Raw genomic sequence first — 13963 nt, 5'->3', positions numbered from 1 at the left:
GCGGAGACCGTGGCGTCCGATTGCCGCCAGCGGCGCCCTCCCGCCGTGGGCAGGATGGCGGTCGTGACTGATCCTGACGCCGTGCTCACCGGCATGTATCGAGCCGAAGCTGAGTATTTCGCCGCCGGTGGCCCCGGTTCCGCCTCGTTTGCCCCGCTGGCCCCGTATTTCGCCGAGGATGTCGTACTTCACCAGGCCGGCGGGCTGCCGTTCGGCGGCACCTGGCGCGGCCACGCCGGACTGGAGAAGTTCTTCCTCGAAATGAGCCGGACGTGGGAGTCGTTCGAGATCGGCGAGCAGGAGTTCCTCGCCCTCGGCGCGACCTCGGTGGTGCTCACCCAGGTCCGTGCGCGGGCCCGGCAAACCGGGCGGGAGCTGGAGTTCCCGATCCTGCAGACGATCCGGATCGAAGACGGGCGGATCGCCGAGGTGCGGCCGTTCTATTGGGACACCGCGGCGATCGCGGAGGCCTGCCGCGGCTGAAGCCTCGTGAGCGGCTAAGCCGGTTCTCACCGGCCTAGCCGCTCACGAGTTCACGCTTGCCGCCGCGCGTACGCCTCGATCCGCGCCACCTCGAACGGCAGCTCAGCCTCCGCCAGCGCCCCGCAGTAGAACCCGCCCAGCAAGTACCGGGCCAACGCCTCCGCCGTGGCAGGCTCATCGAGCACTCCCCCGGCAGTGTTCGACGCGTAGTCCTGCAACCGCTTGGCCGCCGCCGGAGCGCCCTCGCGGTAGAAGGCGTACGTCGCCGCGTACCGGGTTGGCAGCTGATGCGGATGCAGGTCCCAGCCCTGGTAGAAGCCGTTCTCCAACGACCGCCGCACCAAACGCAGATGCTCGGCCCACGCGCCCGGCAGGTCGTCACCGATCGGGAGCCGGTTGGTGGAACCGTCAGACAGCCGCACGCCCGTTCCAGCAGCCGCGACCTGCATGAACTGCTTCGCGAAGTCGGCTGCCGGATGCGTCATGCTCTGGTACGCCGCGCTGATGCCGAGACCCGCGCTGTAGTCGTAGGTCCCGTAATGCAGCCCGGAGCACCGGCCGTCGGAGGCCTGGATGATCCGTGCCACCGAGACCGTGCCGTCGGTCGAGAGGATCGACTGCGCGGTCTCGATCTGCACCTCGAACCGCAGCGCGCGATCCGCCAGTCCGTACGCGGTTTCCAGTCGCCCCAACACTTCCGCGGCGACCTCGACCTGTTCGACCGCGGTGACCTTCGGCAGCGTCACCACGAATCCGTCTGGCAGCGAGCCTTCGGACAGCAGTCCCGACAGGAACAGGTCAAGCGTCCGGATGCCGCGACGCCGGGTCGCGGCTTCGAAGCTCTTGAACCGGATCCCGACGAACGGAGTGCCGCCGGTGGTGGCGAGGGTGCGCCCGGCGGCCTCCGCGGCCGCGTCCTCCGCTTCGTCGCCGGGACGGCCGTAACCGTCCTCGAAGTCGATGCGGAGATCCTCGATCGGCTCGGTCAGGAGCTTCTCGCGGACCCGCTCGTACACCGCCGGGTCGAGGTTCAGCAGGTCGCCGTGCTCGATGAAGACCCGCATCGCCTGTTTGCCCCAGTCGGCGACCAGACGCGTCCGGTATTGCGACGCCGGCACGTACACCGTGTGCACCGGACGACGGCCCGGAGACTCGCCGGGATACCGCGCCGCCACGCGCGCGTCGGCCTCGGCCAACCGCGCGTCGGCGGCGGTGTAGACGTCCTCGGCGAGCCGTCCGCCGCCCATTACTGGATGTGCTCGTACGCCGGCAGGGTCAGGAAGTCCGGGAACTCGTCGGCCAACGCGACCTGCTCGAACAGCTCGACCGCGGGCTTGAGCAGATCGTCGGCGATCTCCGCCGCCAGCTCGCCGCGGACGTCGGCGACGACGCCGCGCACCAGCTCCGCGGTGACCTTCTCGCCGTTGTCCAGCTGCGTGCCGTTCTTGACCCACTGCCACACCTGCGACCGCGAAATCTCGGCCGTGGCGGCGTCTTCCATCAGGTTGTGGATCGCCGCCGCGCCGTTGCCGCCCAGCCACGAGGCCAGGTAGCGGATGCCGACGTCGACCGCCGCGCGCAGCCCGGCCGCGGTGGCGCTGCCCGGCGTCGAGGCGACGTCCAGCAGCTGATCGGCGGTCACCTGCACGTCGTCGCGGGTGCGCTCGAGCTGGTTCGGCTTGTCGCCGAGGACCTTGTCGAACTCTTCCTTGCAGAGTGCGACCATGCCCGGGTGCGCGACCCACGAACCGTCGAAGCCGTCCCCGGCCTCCCGGGACTTGTCGGCGTGCACCTTGTCGAAGGCGCCCTTGTTGACTTCCGGATCCTTGCTCGGGATGAACGCGGCCATGCCGCCGATCGCGAACGCGCCGCGCTTGTGGCAGGTGCGCACGAGCAGTTCGGTGTAGGCGCGCATGAACGGCGCGGTCATGGTGACCGAGTTGCGGTCCGGCAGCACGAACTTCTCGCCCGCGTCGCGGAAGTACTTGATGACGCTGAACAGGTAGTCCCAGCGGCCCGCGTTCAGGCCCGAGGCGTGCTCGCGCAGTTCGTAGAGGATCTCTTCCATCTCGAACGCGGCCGGGATGGTCTCGATCAGCACGGTGGCGCGGACGGTGCCGTGCGGGATGCCGAGCGCCTTCTCCGCGTGCGTGAACACGTCGTTCCACAGCCGCGCTTCGAGGTGGCTTTCCATCTTCGGCAGGTAGAAGTACGGGCCCTTGCCGCGGTTGAGCAGTTCCTGGGCGTTGTGGAAGAAGTACAGGCCGAAGTCGACCAGCGCGCCGACGCCCTTGCGCCCGCCGAAGGTCAGGTTCCGCTCGTCGAGGTGCCAGCCGCGCGGGCGGACCACGATGGTGGCGTGCTCGACGTCGGGCTTCAGCTCGTAGTGCTTGCCGTTCTGGTCGAGCGTGATCGTGCCGCGGATCGCGTCGAACAGGTTGACCTGGCCGCCCACCACGTTCGCCCAGTGCGGCGTGTTGGCGTCCTCGAAGTCGGCGAGCCACACCTTGGCGCCGGAGTTGAGGGCGTTGATGGTCATCTTGCGATCGGTCGGGCCGGTGATCTCCACGCGGCGGTCGCGCAGTGCCTCCGGAGCGCCGGCGACCTGCCACTCGCCCTCGCGGATTTCCTTCGTCTCCGGGAGGAAATCGAGCCGGCCGGTAGTGCGGGCCTCCTCGCGCCGCTTGCCCCGCGCGACGAGAAGTTCGTCGCGCCGCGCGGCGTACTCGTCGTGCAAGCCCGCTACGAAAGCGAGGGCTTCCGGCGTCAGAATCTCGTCCCCACGCTCGACGGACCCGCCGAGAACCTGGACCTCAGACATGCGCAACACCCCGAGTAGTGCTTTGGATAACGTCCCTACGGTTTTTACCTGACGGACTATAGTTTCTGCATAGCGGAACATCAATCGGGTCTGTGAGGAGGACCACTGGTGGCGGCTGAGAAGAGCGGACGAGACGGCGGCGTCCAGTCCCTGCAGCGCGCGTTCGAGCTGCTGGAGCACCTGGCGGACACCGGCGGCGAGGCCAGCCTGTCGGAGCTGGCGACCCTGTCCGGGCTGCCGATGCCGACGATCCACCGGCTGATCCGCACGCTGGTGTCGCTGGGCTACGTCCGGCAGAACACCAACCGGCACTACGCGCTGGGCGCCCGGCTGATCCGGCTCGGCGAAAACGCCAGCATGCAGTTCGGCGCGTGGGCGCGGCCGCTGCTGGTCGAGCTGGTCGAGGAGGTCGGCGAAACGGCGAACCTGGCGGTGCTGGAACGCGACGAGGTGGTGTACGTCGCACAGGTGCCCTCGAAACACTCGATGCGCATGTTCACCGAGGTCGGGCGGAGGCTGCTGCCGCACGGCACCGGCGTGGGCAAGGCGATGCTGGCGGAACTGCCCGCCGACGAGGTCGCGGCGCTGCTGGAGCGCACCGGAATGCCCGCCTACACCGAGCACACTTTCACCGACCCGGACGCGCTGGCGGTCGAGTTGAAGAAAATCGCCGGACAGGGTTACGCACTCGACGAGGCGGAGCAGGAGCTTGGCGTGCGCTGCATCGCCGTCGCGATCCCCGGCGCGCCGGTGCCCGCCGCGGTGTCGGTTTCCGGCCCGTCGGGACGGCTGACCGCGGACGCGGTGAACCACATCGCCCCGGTGGTGCAGAAAATCGCGGACCGGCTTTCGCAGCAGCTCCCGGTTACCTGAGTTCGCCCTTGAGGAGGTCCATCAGCAGGCCGTCGTGCCAGGTGCCGTCCAGCCCTTGCTCGTAGTCGCGGAGAATCCCGACCCGGCGGAACCCGAGCTTCTCGTACACGTGGATCGCGCGGACGTTGGCCGCCGCCGGATCGATGGTGATCCGGTGGTGCCCCTCGTCGAAAAGCCGCTGGGCGAGAATCCGGATCGCCTCCGCGCCGAGCCCTCGCCCGTAGTGGTCCGGGTGCACGGCGAGGTCGATCCCGGCATGGCGGTAGCGGGGCGTGGTTTCTTCCCAGCTTTGGATGATGCCGACGGTTTCGCCGTTGTGCTCGATGGCGTAGGCCTGTGCTTCGTCTTCGGCGAGGAGGCTGTCGGTTTCCTCGTCGGGATCGCCCCACCATGGGGAGACTTCCGGGGACGAGAGGATTTCGTGCACTCGCGGCCGGTCGGCTTTGGTGAGCGGGCGCAGGGTTACGCGGTTCGTGGTAGTCATCCGGGAGAATCAGCCCAGCAAAGCGTCCACGAACGCCCCCGGCTCGAACGGCGCCAGATCATCCGGCCCCTCGCCCAGCCCCACCAGCTTCACCGGCACCCCCAGCTCACGCTGGACCTGGAACACGATGCCGCCCTTGGCCGTCCCGTCCAGCTTCGTCAGGACGATCCCCGTCACGTCGATGACCTCGGCGAACACCCGGGCCTGCGCCAGGCCGTTCTGTCCGGTCGTGGCGTCCAGCACGAGCAGCACTTCGTCCACTCGCGCCTGCTTTTCCACGACTCGCTTGACCTTGCCGAGTTCGTCCATCAGGCCGGTCTTCGTGTGCAGGCGGCCCGCGGTGTCGATCAGGACCGTGTCGACGCCCTCGCTGACGCCTTGCTTGACCGCGTCGAAGGCGACCGCTGCCGGGTCTGCGCCTTCCTTGCCTCGCACGGTCGACGCGCCCACCCGTTCGCCCCACGTTTGCAGCTGGTCCGCGGCGGCGGCGCGGAACGTGTCAGCCGCGCCGAGGACGACGGTTCCGCCCTGGGCCACCAGCACTCGCGCGAGTTTGCCGGTCGTCGTGGTCTTGCCGGTGCCGTTGACACCGGCAACCAGCACGACCGCGGGCTGCTTCTTGCCGTCCACCTCGTGCGGCAGGGCGCGGACCGAGCGCTCGGCGTCCGTGGACAGCGATGCGGTCAGCACCTCGTGCAGCAGTTGGCGCGCTTCCTCCGACGTGCGCACCGCGCGCCGGTTCAGTTCGTCGCGCAGGCGTTCCACGATCTGGGTCGTCGTGGCGGCGCCGAGGTCCGCCATGAGCAGCGTGTCTTCGACGTCCTGCCAGGAGTCTTCGTCCAGGTCGCCGCCGCCGAGCAGGCCTAGGAGGCTCTGGCCGAACACCGAGCGGGACTTGGACAGCCGGCCGCGCAGTCGCTCGAGGCGACCGGACGGGGACTCGATCTCCTCGATCGGCTCCACCGTGCCCGGGACGACCGCCTCGGGAGCCTCTTCTTCGACCGGCTCGGGGAGCTTGACGTCGCGCACCGTGCGCTGGTCGGAGTCGCGCGGGACCGCGGCGTCGTCGCCGACCGCGGGCTGGCCGTCGACCTCCGGGCGGTCCTCGACCGGATGCTCGACCACCGGATCCGGCGAAGGCGCAGGCGCGGGAGCCGGAGCAGGCGGGGCCTCGGCGGTTTTCCCACCGGGCGCGAGCGAGATCCCCCCGCTCGCGGCGTACGTGCCGCCCTTCGGCTTCTCTTCGACCTTGCGCTGCTCGGCGATGCTGATCCGCCGCTTGCGCGCGATGAGCAGCCCGGACACCAGAACGGCGACCAGGACGACGACGGCGACGACAACGATCCAGAACCAGGTGCTCGACACGCCACCATCCTGTCATCCGCGTGCACAAGCCACCGGACACCCCACCGCGAGGCCAACGAGTAACGCGAACGGTTCCGATTCGGCCAAGACTCCACGAGGCGTCTTGCGCCACCCCTTCCGCGTTGACTAGACCACATCGGATGACCACCCCCGCCGGCCACCGTTTCCGCGTCCTCGGTCTGCTGTCGGGCACCTCCGTGGACGGGATCGACGTAGCGGTCGCCGAAATCCGTGACGACGACGGGACAGTCGTCCTCACCCCGCTCGGCGAACTCGACGTGCCCTATCCCGCCGATCTCCGCGCGAATCTCCTCGACGCCCTCCCGCCGCGGCCGAGCAGCGCGCGGCAGCTGACCGTCCTCGACACCCGGGTCGGCCAGGCGTTCGCGGACGCGGCCGCGCGCGGGATCGCCGCGTACGGGCCGGTGGACGTGATCGCCTCTCTTGGCCAGACCGTCTACCACTGGGTCGAGAACGGCGTCGCGCTCGGCACGCTCCAGCTGGGCCAGCCGGCGTGGATCGCCGAGCGCACCGGAGTGCCGGTGATCGCCGACCTCCGCATCCGCGACATCACCGCGGGCGGCCAGGGCGCGCCGCTGGCGAGCACGCTCGACGCGATGTGGCTGCGTGGCCTCGCCGAGGAGACCGGGCGTCCGGTGGCCGCGCTCAACCTCGGCGGCATCGCGAACATCACCGTGGTCACGCAGTCCGGCAAGGTGCTCGCCTACGACACTGGCCCAGCGAACGCGTTGCTCGATCTAGCCGCCGCCCGCGTCAGCGAAGGCAAGCTGTCGGCCGATGTCGACGGACGGCTCGCGCTCGCCGGTTCGGTCCGGCAAGACCTGCTCGACCGGCTGCTGGCCGACCCCTATTTCTCCGCTGCTCCCCCGAAATCCACTGGCAAAGAGCACTTCCACGGCGGATACCTGGACGCAGCCCTGTCCGGACTGCCACCGTTGTCCCCGGAGGATCTGCTGGCCACGCTCACCGAACTGACCGCCGCGACGGTCGCCGCCGAATGCCGACGGCACGGCGTGACGACCGTGGTCGCGTCCGGCGGTGGCGTCGCGAACCCGGCCGCGATGGCCGCGCTGGCGCGGCAGCTTCCCGAGGGCGCGCTCCGCACCAGCGACGACCTCGGCCTCCCCGGTTCCGGCAAAGAGGCTTATCTGACCGCGCTGCTCGGCTGGCTGAGCTGGTGCGGTGTCCCGGCGACGCTGCCGTCAGCCACCGGAGCGAGCGGCCCCCGCCTGCTCGGCGCGCTGACGCCGGGTGCGGCGCCCCTGAATCTCCCCGCCCCGCTGGGGGGCGCCGCGACCCGGCTCCGGGTCGCGGAATCCGGGCAATCACGGTAGGAGAACCCCATGAATCCAGTCGATCTGGTGATCGTCATCGTGTACCTCGCGGCGATGCCGGTCATCGGCGTGCTGGTCGGACGCAGACAGAAGTCCGCGAACGACTATTTCGTCGGCGAGCGCAGCATGCCGTGGTGGGCGGTCACGCTCTCGGTGGTGGCCACCGAGACGTCCACGCTCACCGTGATCTCGACGCCCGGGCTCGTGTTCGGCAACGCGTTCCTGTTCCTGGAAGTCGCTTTCGGCTACATCATCGGCCGCGTGATCGCCGCGTTCGTGTTGCTGCCGCGCTATTTCCGCGGCAATTACGTGAGCGCGTACGAATTCCTCGGCCGCCGTTTCGGCCGCGGGCTGCAGGGCACCGCGTCGGTCACCTTCGTGGTGACGCGGCTGCTCGCCGAAGGGCTGCGGCTGTTCGCCGGGGCGATCCCGATCAAGGCGATCCTCGGCCACTACGGCATCCACACCGAGTACTGGCACATCGTGGTGCTGCTGACCGCGCTCACCGTGGTCTACGCGTTCGTCGGCGGCATCAAGTCGGTGATCTGGGTGGACGTCATCCAGTGGTCGCTCTACATCCTCGGCGCGATCGGCGCGGTGATCTTCCTGTCCACGAAGCTGCCGTCCGGCTGGACGCAGATCGCTTCGAGCCAGGGCCGGTTCCAGCTCACCGACTTCACGTCGAACCTGCTCACCAACCCGTACGCGTTCCTCTGCGCGGTGGTCGGCGGCGCGTTCCTGTCGATGGCTTCGCACGGCGCGGACCAGCTGATCGTCGGCCGCCTGCTTTCGTGCCGGAACCTGCGGGACGGCCAGCGCGCGCTGATCGGCTCGGCCTTCGTGGTGTTCATCCAGTTCGCGCTGTTCCTGCTCGTGGGCGCGATGCTGTGGGTCTACACCGGCGGCAAGACCGGCGCGACGGCCACCGCGGTCGCGGCCGGGAAGATGTCCGGCGACGACGTGTTCTCCAACTTCATCGTCAACGACCTCCCCGTCGGACTGGCCGGGCTGCTGATCGCGGGCATCCTGGCGTCCACCATGGGCGCGCTCGCGTCCGCGCTCAACGCGCTGTCCACCTCCACCATCGCCGACCTCTACCAGCGGTTCACGCACAAATCGATCGAGGACGCCAAACTGCTCCGGCACGGTCGCATGTGGACACTCATCTGGGCGGCGGTGTTCGCGGTGTTCGCCTCGATGTTCACCAACTCGAAGGACCCGGTCATCCAGCAGGGCCTCGGGATCGTCGGCTACACCTACGGCGCGCTGCTCGGCTCGTTCTTCCTCGGCCTGCTGGTGCGCAAGGCCCGCCAGTCCGACGCGGTGATCGCGTTCGCCTGCTCGGTGATCGGGATGGCGTTCCTGATCCTGTTCGTGAAATTCGACAAGGCGACCACCGAGGTGCACATCCAGTTCGGCGCGGCGACGAAGACGCTCGTGCCGCTGGCGACGTACTGGTACACCTTCGCCGGGGTGCTGATCACGCTGATCGTGGGCGGGCTGCTGTCGCTGCGGCGACGCGGCGTGGACCCGAATGTCGAGAAGGTCGAGGAACCGGTGGAAACCCCTGCCTAGCAAGGAGAAACGCGGCCCGGTCCCTTCGAAGCCGAGGAGACCGGGCCGCGTCCGTGCCCGCTTAGTGGATCCAGACCTGCCGTACGTGCACGAAGTTCAGGTCAGCGCCCTGCCAGTGGCCGAGACTGGCCTGGCCGCCGTCCCAGTACAGGGTGACCGAGTTGTTGCCGGAGTCGACGCGGGTGACGCCGCCCAGGTCCACGTACGTCGCACCGCCGTTGGCGAAGCAGGCGACATCGCTGCCGTCCCACGGGCTTCCGCCCGCGAGGCGCAACTGGACGAAGTCGGTGCGGCCGTTGCAGGCGACTCGGTCGATGGCGAACGCCTGACCGGCCGGAACGGTGACGGCCAGCGCGAGCGCCGCGGCACCGCCGAGCGCGAGTCTCTTGACGAGTGAAGGCATGATCGCTGTGGAACCTTTCTCCCAGTGCTGCCTTGAAGGTGATCCGGTCGCCGCGGCGAAAACCGCGCTCCCGGTACGGGATCGACCGTGCCAGTCCGAGGCAGTGAGCGGACAGCCGTGGCGTCCGCTTCTACCCTTTCGTACCCGGGGCGCGAGAGAAAAAGGCCGCGCTCAGACAGCCTTGCCGTGGAACGAAAGCCCCTTGCTGCCGCAGAAAATCTGCTTGCTGCCGCCGTTTCCGCCGTCGTATCCGCAGTTCCAACCGTCGACGTCGAGGAAACGGCCGCTGCCCTCGGCTTTGGTCGGAGCCTGGGTCAGATAGTCGGACATCACGGTGATCGCCTCGGTGCAGCCGACGGTTCCGGCGGGCATCGCCTCGGTCACCACGTCGACCTTCCCGCCGGGGCCGTCGATCGGGCCGCAGTCGGCTCCGTCGCCGAGTTCGCCCTTGCCTGGCAGGCGGTCGCTGGGCTGCTGTTTGGCGGGCGTCGAATGCGGCTTCGGTTTGCTGGCGTGCGTCGGTGTCCCGGTGGACGGCACGGGCGTCGCGGAAGTACTCGGCGCGACCACCGACGAAGCAGTCGGCGCGGCCGAGAGCGCGCTTTGCACCGACGCGGCCTGGCCGGTCTGCGAGCCGCCGCCGCACGCGGCGACCGCCAGCGCGGCACCGAGCAACGAACCGGAAATCAGGGTGCGGGCCACCATGGTGCGCATTGTCGAATCCCCTCCAGGATGTGTTTCCTTTGAACACCCCTGAAGACGCCCGGGCTCCGCGGCCGTTGGCCGATCGGACGGCAGTCCGGGCAGCCCTGCCCGTTCGGGCAAGGTCGCCGGAACGGGCGCAACCCGCTCAGGACGCCGGGACCGGTTCCTCCGCCGCGGTGCGCAGCCGCTGCGAGATCACCTTGGTGATGCCGTCGCCCTGCATGCTCACGCCGTACAGCGCGTCGGCGATTTCCATCGTCGGCTTCTGGTGCGTGATGATGATCAGCTGCGACGAATCGCGCAGCTGCTCCAGCAGGCCGATCAGCCGGCGCATGTTGGTGTCGTCCAGCGCCGCCTCGACCTCGTCCATCACGTAGAACGGCGAAGGGCGGGCACGGAAGATCGCCACCAGCATGCCGACCGCCACCAGCGATTTCTCGCCGCCGGACAGCAGCGACAGCCGCTTGACCTTCTTGCCCGGCGGGCGCGCCTCGACGTCCACGCCGGTGGCGAGCAGGTCGTTCGGCTCGGTGAGCACCATCCGGCCCTCGCCGCCGGGGAACAGCACGCCGAAGACGGTTTCGAACTCGCGCGCCACGTCGGCGTAGGCCGAGGCGAAGACCTCCAGGATCTTCTCGTCGACCTGCTTGATGACCGCTTCGAGGTCCTTGCGGGTGTCCTTGAGGTCTTCCAGCTGGGTGGAGAGGAACTTGTAGCGTTCCTCCAGCGCCGCGAATTCCTCCAGCGCCAGCGGGTTCACCTTGCCCAGCAGGGCCAGGTCCTTCTCCGCGCGCTTGGCGCGGCGGGCCTGGGTGTCGCGGTCGTAAGGCATCGGCGGCGGCGGGGTGACGTCCTCGCCGCGTTCCTTGGCCGCCTCGTACTCGGCCATCTCGCCCGCACTCGGCGGCACCGGCACGTTCGGGCCGTATTCCTCGACCAGGTCCGCCAGGCCGATGCCGAAGTCCTCGGCGATCTTGGCTTCCAGCGTCTCCAGCCGGAGCTTCTGCTCGGCGCGCAGCACCTCGTCGCGGTGCACGGCGTCGGTCAGCTTCTCCAGTTCGCCGGACAGCTCGCGCACCTTCGCGCGCACCGCGGTGAGCGCGGTTTCGCGGGATTGGCGCTGCGCCTGGGCTTCGTCGCGCTCGGCGGCCGCGCGCTGCACCGACAGCTCGATCCGCTCCAGCGCGAACTCGCCGGCGTTGACGACCGCGTTCGCGATTTCCGCGCCGCGCTCGCGCGCTTCCCGGGCCTTGGCCGCGCGCTCGCGCGCCTGCTGCTCGGCATAGGCCGCGCGGCGCAACGATTCCGCTCGCCCGGCGATGCTGCGCGCGCGTTCCTCGGCGGTGCGCTGCGCGAGGCGGGCTTCGACTTCTTCCTGCCGCACCACGGCAAGCTGCTCGGCGGCCTCGTCGCGCTCGGCGGTGTCCGGGTCGTCTTCCACCGGCTGCTCGGCGACCGCGGCGAGCCGTTCTTCCAGCTCCGCCAACTGTTCCAGCGCCTGCTCGCGGCTCTGCTCGACCTTCGCGCGCTGCTGGGTCAGCCGTTCGACCTCGGCCTGCGCGGACCGGGCCGCCTGCTGCAACCGGTTGAGCCGCTCGGACGAACGCGCCTTGCGCACCTTGGCTTCGCCGAGCGCGTCCTTCGCCTGCCCGACCTCTTCGCGCCGGGCCTGCTGCTCGGCACGCGCGCCTTCCAGCTCGGCGGAGTACTGCTCCAGCGCGCGTTCAGCCGTGCGCAAGCGTTCCTGCGCCTCGTCGACCGCGGCCTGGACCTCGATCACGCTTTCGCGGGCAGCTGAACCACCGGCGATCCAGGTGGCTCCGAAGACATCGCCCTCGGCGGTGACCGCACGCACCTCCGGATGCTGGGCCACGAGCTGACGCGCGGCGTCCAGATCCGGCACCAGCGCGAGCCTGTCCAGCGCTTTCTCGACCGCCGGACGCAGCTGCTCCGGCGCGCTGACGACCTCGCGAGCCCAGCGCGCGCCCTCGGGCAGCATCGGCCACGAGCTGGTGTCCACAGTGGACCCAGCGCCGACCGGCACGATCCCGGCGCGGCCGGAATCGGTGTCCTTCAAGTATTTCAGCGCGGACAGCGCGTTTTCGCCGCCGGACACCGCGACCGCGTCGGCCACCGGTCCGAGCGCGGCGGCCAGCGCGACCTCGTGGCCCGGCTGCACGGTGAGCAACGCGGCGACCGTACCGAGCAAGCCCGGCAATTCCGCGGACGCGCCGAGCAGCGCGCCCGCGCCGTCCTTGCGCTTGAGCCCCATCGACAACGCCTCGACGCGGGCCTTCTCCGACGCGATCTCGCGCTCGGCTCCGCGCTCGGCCTTCACCAGCTCTTCGACCCGCGCCTTGGCGGCGTTGTTCGCCTCCACCGCGCGGTCGTGGCGCTGCTGCAGCTCGGCGTCGTCGGATTCCTCCGTGCCGCCGGCGGCTTTCGCTTCTTCCAGCTCCTCGACCGCGATCTCGGCGCGCTCCGCGGCTTCCTGCAGGCCGACCGTCAACCGGTCGACCTCTTCCGCGGTCGCACCGTTCTTGCTGCGCAACGCTTCGACCTGACCGGTCAGCTTCGCCATGCCCTCGCGGCGGTCGGCGATCGCCCGCACCGCGGCCCAGTGCGCGCGTTCCGCGGCCTGCACCCGCTGTTCGAGATCTTCCCGGCGCAGCACGGTTTCCGCGAGAAGTTCGCGGGCCTCCATGACCGCCTCGGTCAGCTCTTGTTCGCGCTCGGCGGCCTGTTCGGCTTCCGCGAGCAGTTCCTCCGGATCACGGCCGCCGGTCGGCGCGGAGACGTCGGAAGAAAGGTGCCGCTGCCGTTCGACGGCCAGCCGCACGGTGCCGCGCAGCCGTTCGGTGAGCGCGGACAGCTTGTACCAAGTCTCCTGCGCGATCTGCAGCCGCGGCGCGTCCTCGGCGAGCGAAGCCTCCAGCTCGGCCTCTTCGGCGGACACGATTTCCAACGCCTGCTCGACTTCGGCTCGGCGCTGGCGGGCGGTGCGCTCGTCGGCCTCGTCGCGGGCGATGGACTCGCGCTGAGTGACCAGGTCGTCGGCGAGCAGCCGGAGCCGGGCGTCGCGCAGGTCGGACTGCACCGACTGGGCCTTGCGGGCGATCTCGGCCTGTTTGCCCAGCGGTTTGAGCTGGCGGCGCAGCTCGGTGGTGAGGTCGGTGAGCCGGTCGAGGTTGCCCTGCATGTTGTTGAGCTTGCGCAGGGTTTGCTCTTTGCGCTTGCGGTGCTTGAGGACGCCCGCGGCCTCCTCGATGAACGCGCGCCGCTCCTCGGGCTTGGATTCCAGGATCGCCGAAAGCTGCCCCTGCCCGACGATGACGTGCATCTCGCGGCCGATGCCGGAGTCCGACAGCAGCTCTTGGACGTCCATCAGCCGGCAGCGGTCGCCGTTGATCTCGTACTCGCTCGCGCCGTCGCGGAACATCCGGCGGGTGATGGAGACCTCGGCGTACTCGATCGGCAGCGCGCCGTCGGCGTTGTCGATGGTGAGCGTGACCTCGGCGCGGCCGAGCGGCGCGCGGCCCGCGGTGCCGGCGAAGATGACGTCTTCCATCTTGCCGCCGCGCAGGTCCTTCGCGCCCTGGGTGCCCATCACCCAGCGCAGCGCGTCGAGGACGTTCGACTTTCCGGAGCCGTTCGGGCCGACCACGCAGGTGATGCCGGGTTCGAAGCGCAGCGTGGTCGCCGAGGCGAAGGACTTGAAGCCCTTGAGCGTCAGGCTTTTCAGGTGCACGTGCTGCCGACCCCTCTTGGCCACGGGTACTGGATGGCTACCGGTTCCCCCGGTTCGGGACAGGCTACCCGGGGTTCTCCAGCGCCGTGGGAGGCCGGGCCGCCCCGGCGCGCCTAGCACAGGATCGGCAGCCCCGGCAACCCCAAGCACC

Annotated in this window: 11 protein-coding genes; 4 read left to right on the top strand and 7 right to left on the bottom strand. The window is 69.6% G+C overall.

What is annotated here, in order from left to right:
- Window positions 1-54: 54 nt before the first annotated feature.
- Window positions 55-483 (top strand): nuclear transport factor 2 family protein, encoded by a 429-nt coding sequence (locus tag ACZ63D_RS27960; protein ID WP_465357323.1) that lies wholly within the window; start codon window positions 55-57, stop codon window positions 481-483.
- A gap of 50 nt (window positions 484-533) precedes the next feature.
- Here the strand turns inward: ACZ63D_RS27960 and ACZ63D_RS27955 are convergent, their stop codons facing one another.
- Both ACZ63D_RS27955 and aceB read right to left on the bottom strand, forming a co-directional pair.
- Window positions 534-1730, bottom strand: a complete 1197-nt coding sequence (locus ACZ63D_RS27955; protein WP_465357322.1) for a DUF6986 family protein — start codon at window positions 1728-1730, stop codon at window positions 534-536.
- Window positions 1730-3304 carry a malate synthase A gene (gene aceB / locus ACZ63D_RS27950; RefSeq protein WP_465357321.1) on the bottom strand — a complete coding sequence of 525 codons (1575 nt, stop codon included), beginning with the start codon at window positions 3302-3304 and terminating at the stop codon, window positions 1730-1732. Before aceB ends, ACZ63D_RS27955 begins: the two co-directional genes overlap by 1 nt.
- Before the next feature lie 108 nt (window positions 3305-3412).
- On the opposite strand from aceB, the gene ACZ63D_RS27945 reads away from it, so the two are divergent.
- Window positions 3413-4177: an IclR family transcriptional regulator gene (locus tag ACZ63D_RS27945; protein WP_465357320.1), complete on the top strand. Its 765-nt coding sequence runs from the start codon at window positions 3413-3415 to the stop codon at window positions 4175-4177.
- Here ACZ63D_RS27945 and ACZ63D_RS27940 read toward each other — a convergent pair.
- Entirely contained in the window at window positions 4170-4661 is a 492-nt protein-coding gene (locus ACZ63D_RS27940; RefSeq protein WP_465357319.1) for a GNAT family N-acetyltransferase, read from the bottom strand. The genes ACZ63D_RS27945 and ACZ63D_RS27940 overlap by 8 nt on opposite strands.
- A 9-nt stretch (window positions 4662-4670) precedes the next feature.
- Window positions 4671-6026, bottom strand: a complete 1356-nt coding sequence (ftsY, locus tag ACZ63D_RS27935) for a signal recognition particle-docking protein FtsY (RefSeq protein WP_465357318.1) — start codon at window positions 6024-6026, stop codon at window positions 4671-4673.
- Between the two features lie 140 nt (window positions 6027-6166).
- Here ftsY and ACZ63D_RS27930 point away from each other — a divergent pair, with 140 nt between their 5' ends.
- Window positions 6167-7381 carry an anhydro-N-acetylmuramic acid kinase gene (locus ACZ63D_RS27930; protein ID WP_465357317.1) on the top strand — a complete coding sequence of 405 codons (1215 nt, stop codon included), beginning with the start codon at window positions 6167-6169 and terminating at the stop codon, window positions 7379-7381.
- A 9-nt stretch (window positions 7382-7390) separates the two neighbouring features.
- Window positions 7391-8956 carry a sodium:solute symporter gene (locus ACZ63D_RS27925; protein ID WP_465357316.1) on the top strand — a complete coding sequence of 522 codons (1566 nt, stop codon included), beginning with the start codon at window positions 7391-7393 and terminating at the stop codon, window positions 8954-8956.
- Between the two features lie 61 nt (window positions 8957-9017).
- Here the strand turns inward: ACZ63D_RS27925 and ACZ63D_RS27920 are convergent, their stop codons facing one another.
- The 3 genes from ACZ63D_RS27920 to smc all read right to left on the bottom strand — a co-directional run bounded on the left by ACZ63D_RS27920 (window position 9018) and on the right by smc (window position 13812).
- Entirely contained in the window at window positions 9018-9359 is a 342-nt protein-coding gene (locus ACZ63D_RS27920; protein ID WP_465357315.1) for a beta/gamma crystallin domain-containing protein, read from the bottom strand.
- Window positions 9360-9530: 171 nt separating this feature from the next.
- A complete protein-coding gene (locus ACZ63D_RS27915) occupies window positions 9531-10073 on the bottom strand; it encodes a hypothetical protein (protein WP_465357314.1) in 543 nt (180 codons plus the stop codon).
- A gap of 136 nt (window positions 10074-10209) precedes the next feature.
- Window positions 10210-13812, bottom strand: a complete 3603-nt coding sequence (gene smc, locus ACZ63D_RS27910) for a chromosome segregation protein SMC (RefSeq protein ID WP_465357455.1) — start codon at window positions 13810-13812, stop codon at window positions 10210-10212.
- Between the last annotated feature and the right edge of the window lie 151 nt (window positions 13813-13963).

Source organism: Amycolatopsis sp. NPDC104775 (genome assembly GCF_055583325.1).
The sequence above is the reverse complement of the archived record's forward strand: the minus strand, read 5'-3'. Positions and strand labels throughout refer to the sequence as shown.

Bases quoted from the DNA above. Each gene is read 5' to 3' on its own strand.
- ACZ63D_RS27915 (WP_465357314.1), bottom strand. From the start codon at position 10,073: ATGCGCACCATGGTGGCCCGCACCCTGATTTCCGGTTCGTTGCTCGGT.
- ACZ63D_RS27925 (WP_465357316.1), top strand. From the start codon at position 7,391: ATGAATCCAGTCGATCTGGTGATCGTCATCGTGTACCTCGCGGCGATG.
- ACZ63D_RS27955 (WP_465357322.1), bottom strand. From the start codon at position 1,730: ATGGGCGGCGGACGGCTCGCCGAGGACGTCTACACCGCCGCCGACGCG.
- ACZ63D_RS27930 (WP_465357317.1), top strand. From the start codon at position 6,167: ATGACCACCCCCGCCGGCCACCGTTTCCGCGTCCTCGGTCTGCTGTCG.
- ACZ63D_RS27960 (WP_465357323.1), top strand. From the start codon at position 55: ATGGCGGTCGTGACTGATCCTGACGCCGTGCTCACCGGCATGTATCGA.
- ACZ63D_RS27920 (WP_465357315.1), bottom strand. From the start codon at position 9,359: ATGCCTTCACTCGTCAAGAGACTCGCGCTCGGCGGTGCCGCGGCGCTC.
- aceB (WP_465357321.1), bottom strand. From the start codon at position 3,304: ATGTCTGAGGTCCAGGTTCTCGGCGGGTCCGTCGAGCGTGGGGACGAG.
- ACZ63D_RS27940 (WP_465357319.1), bottom strand. From the start codon at position 4,661: ATGACTACCACGAACCGCGTAACCCTGCGCCCGCTCACCAAAGCCGAC.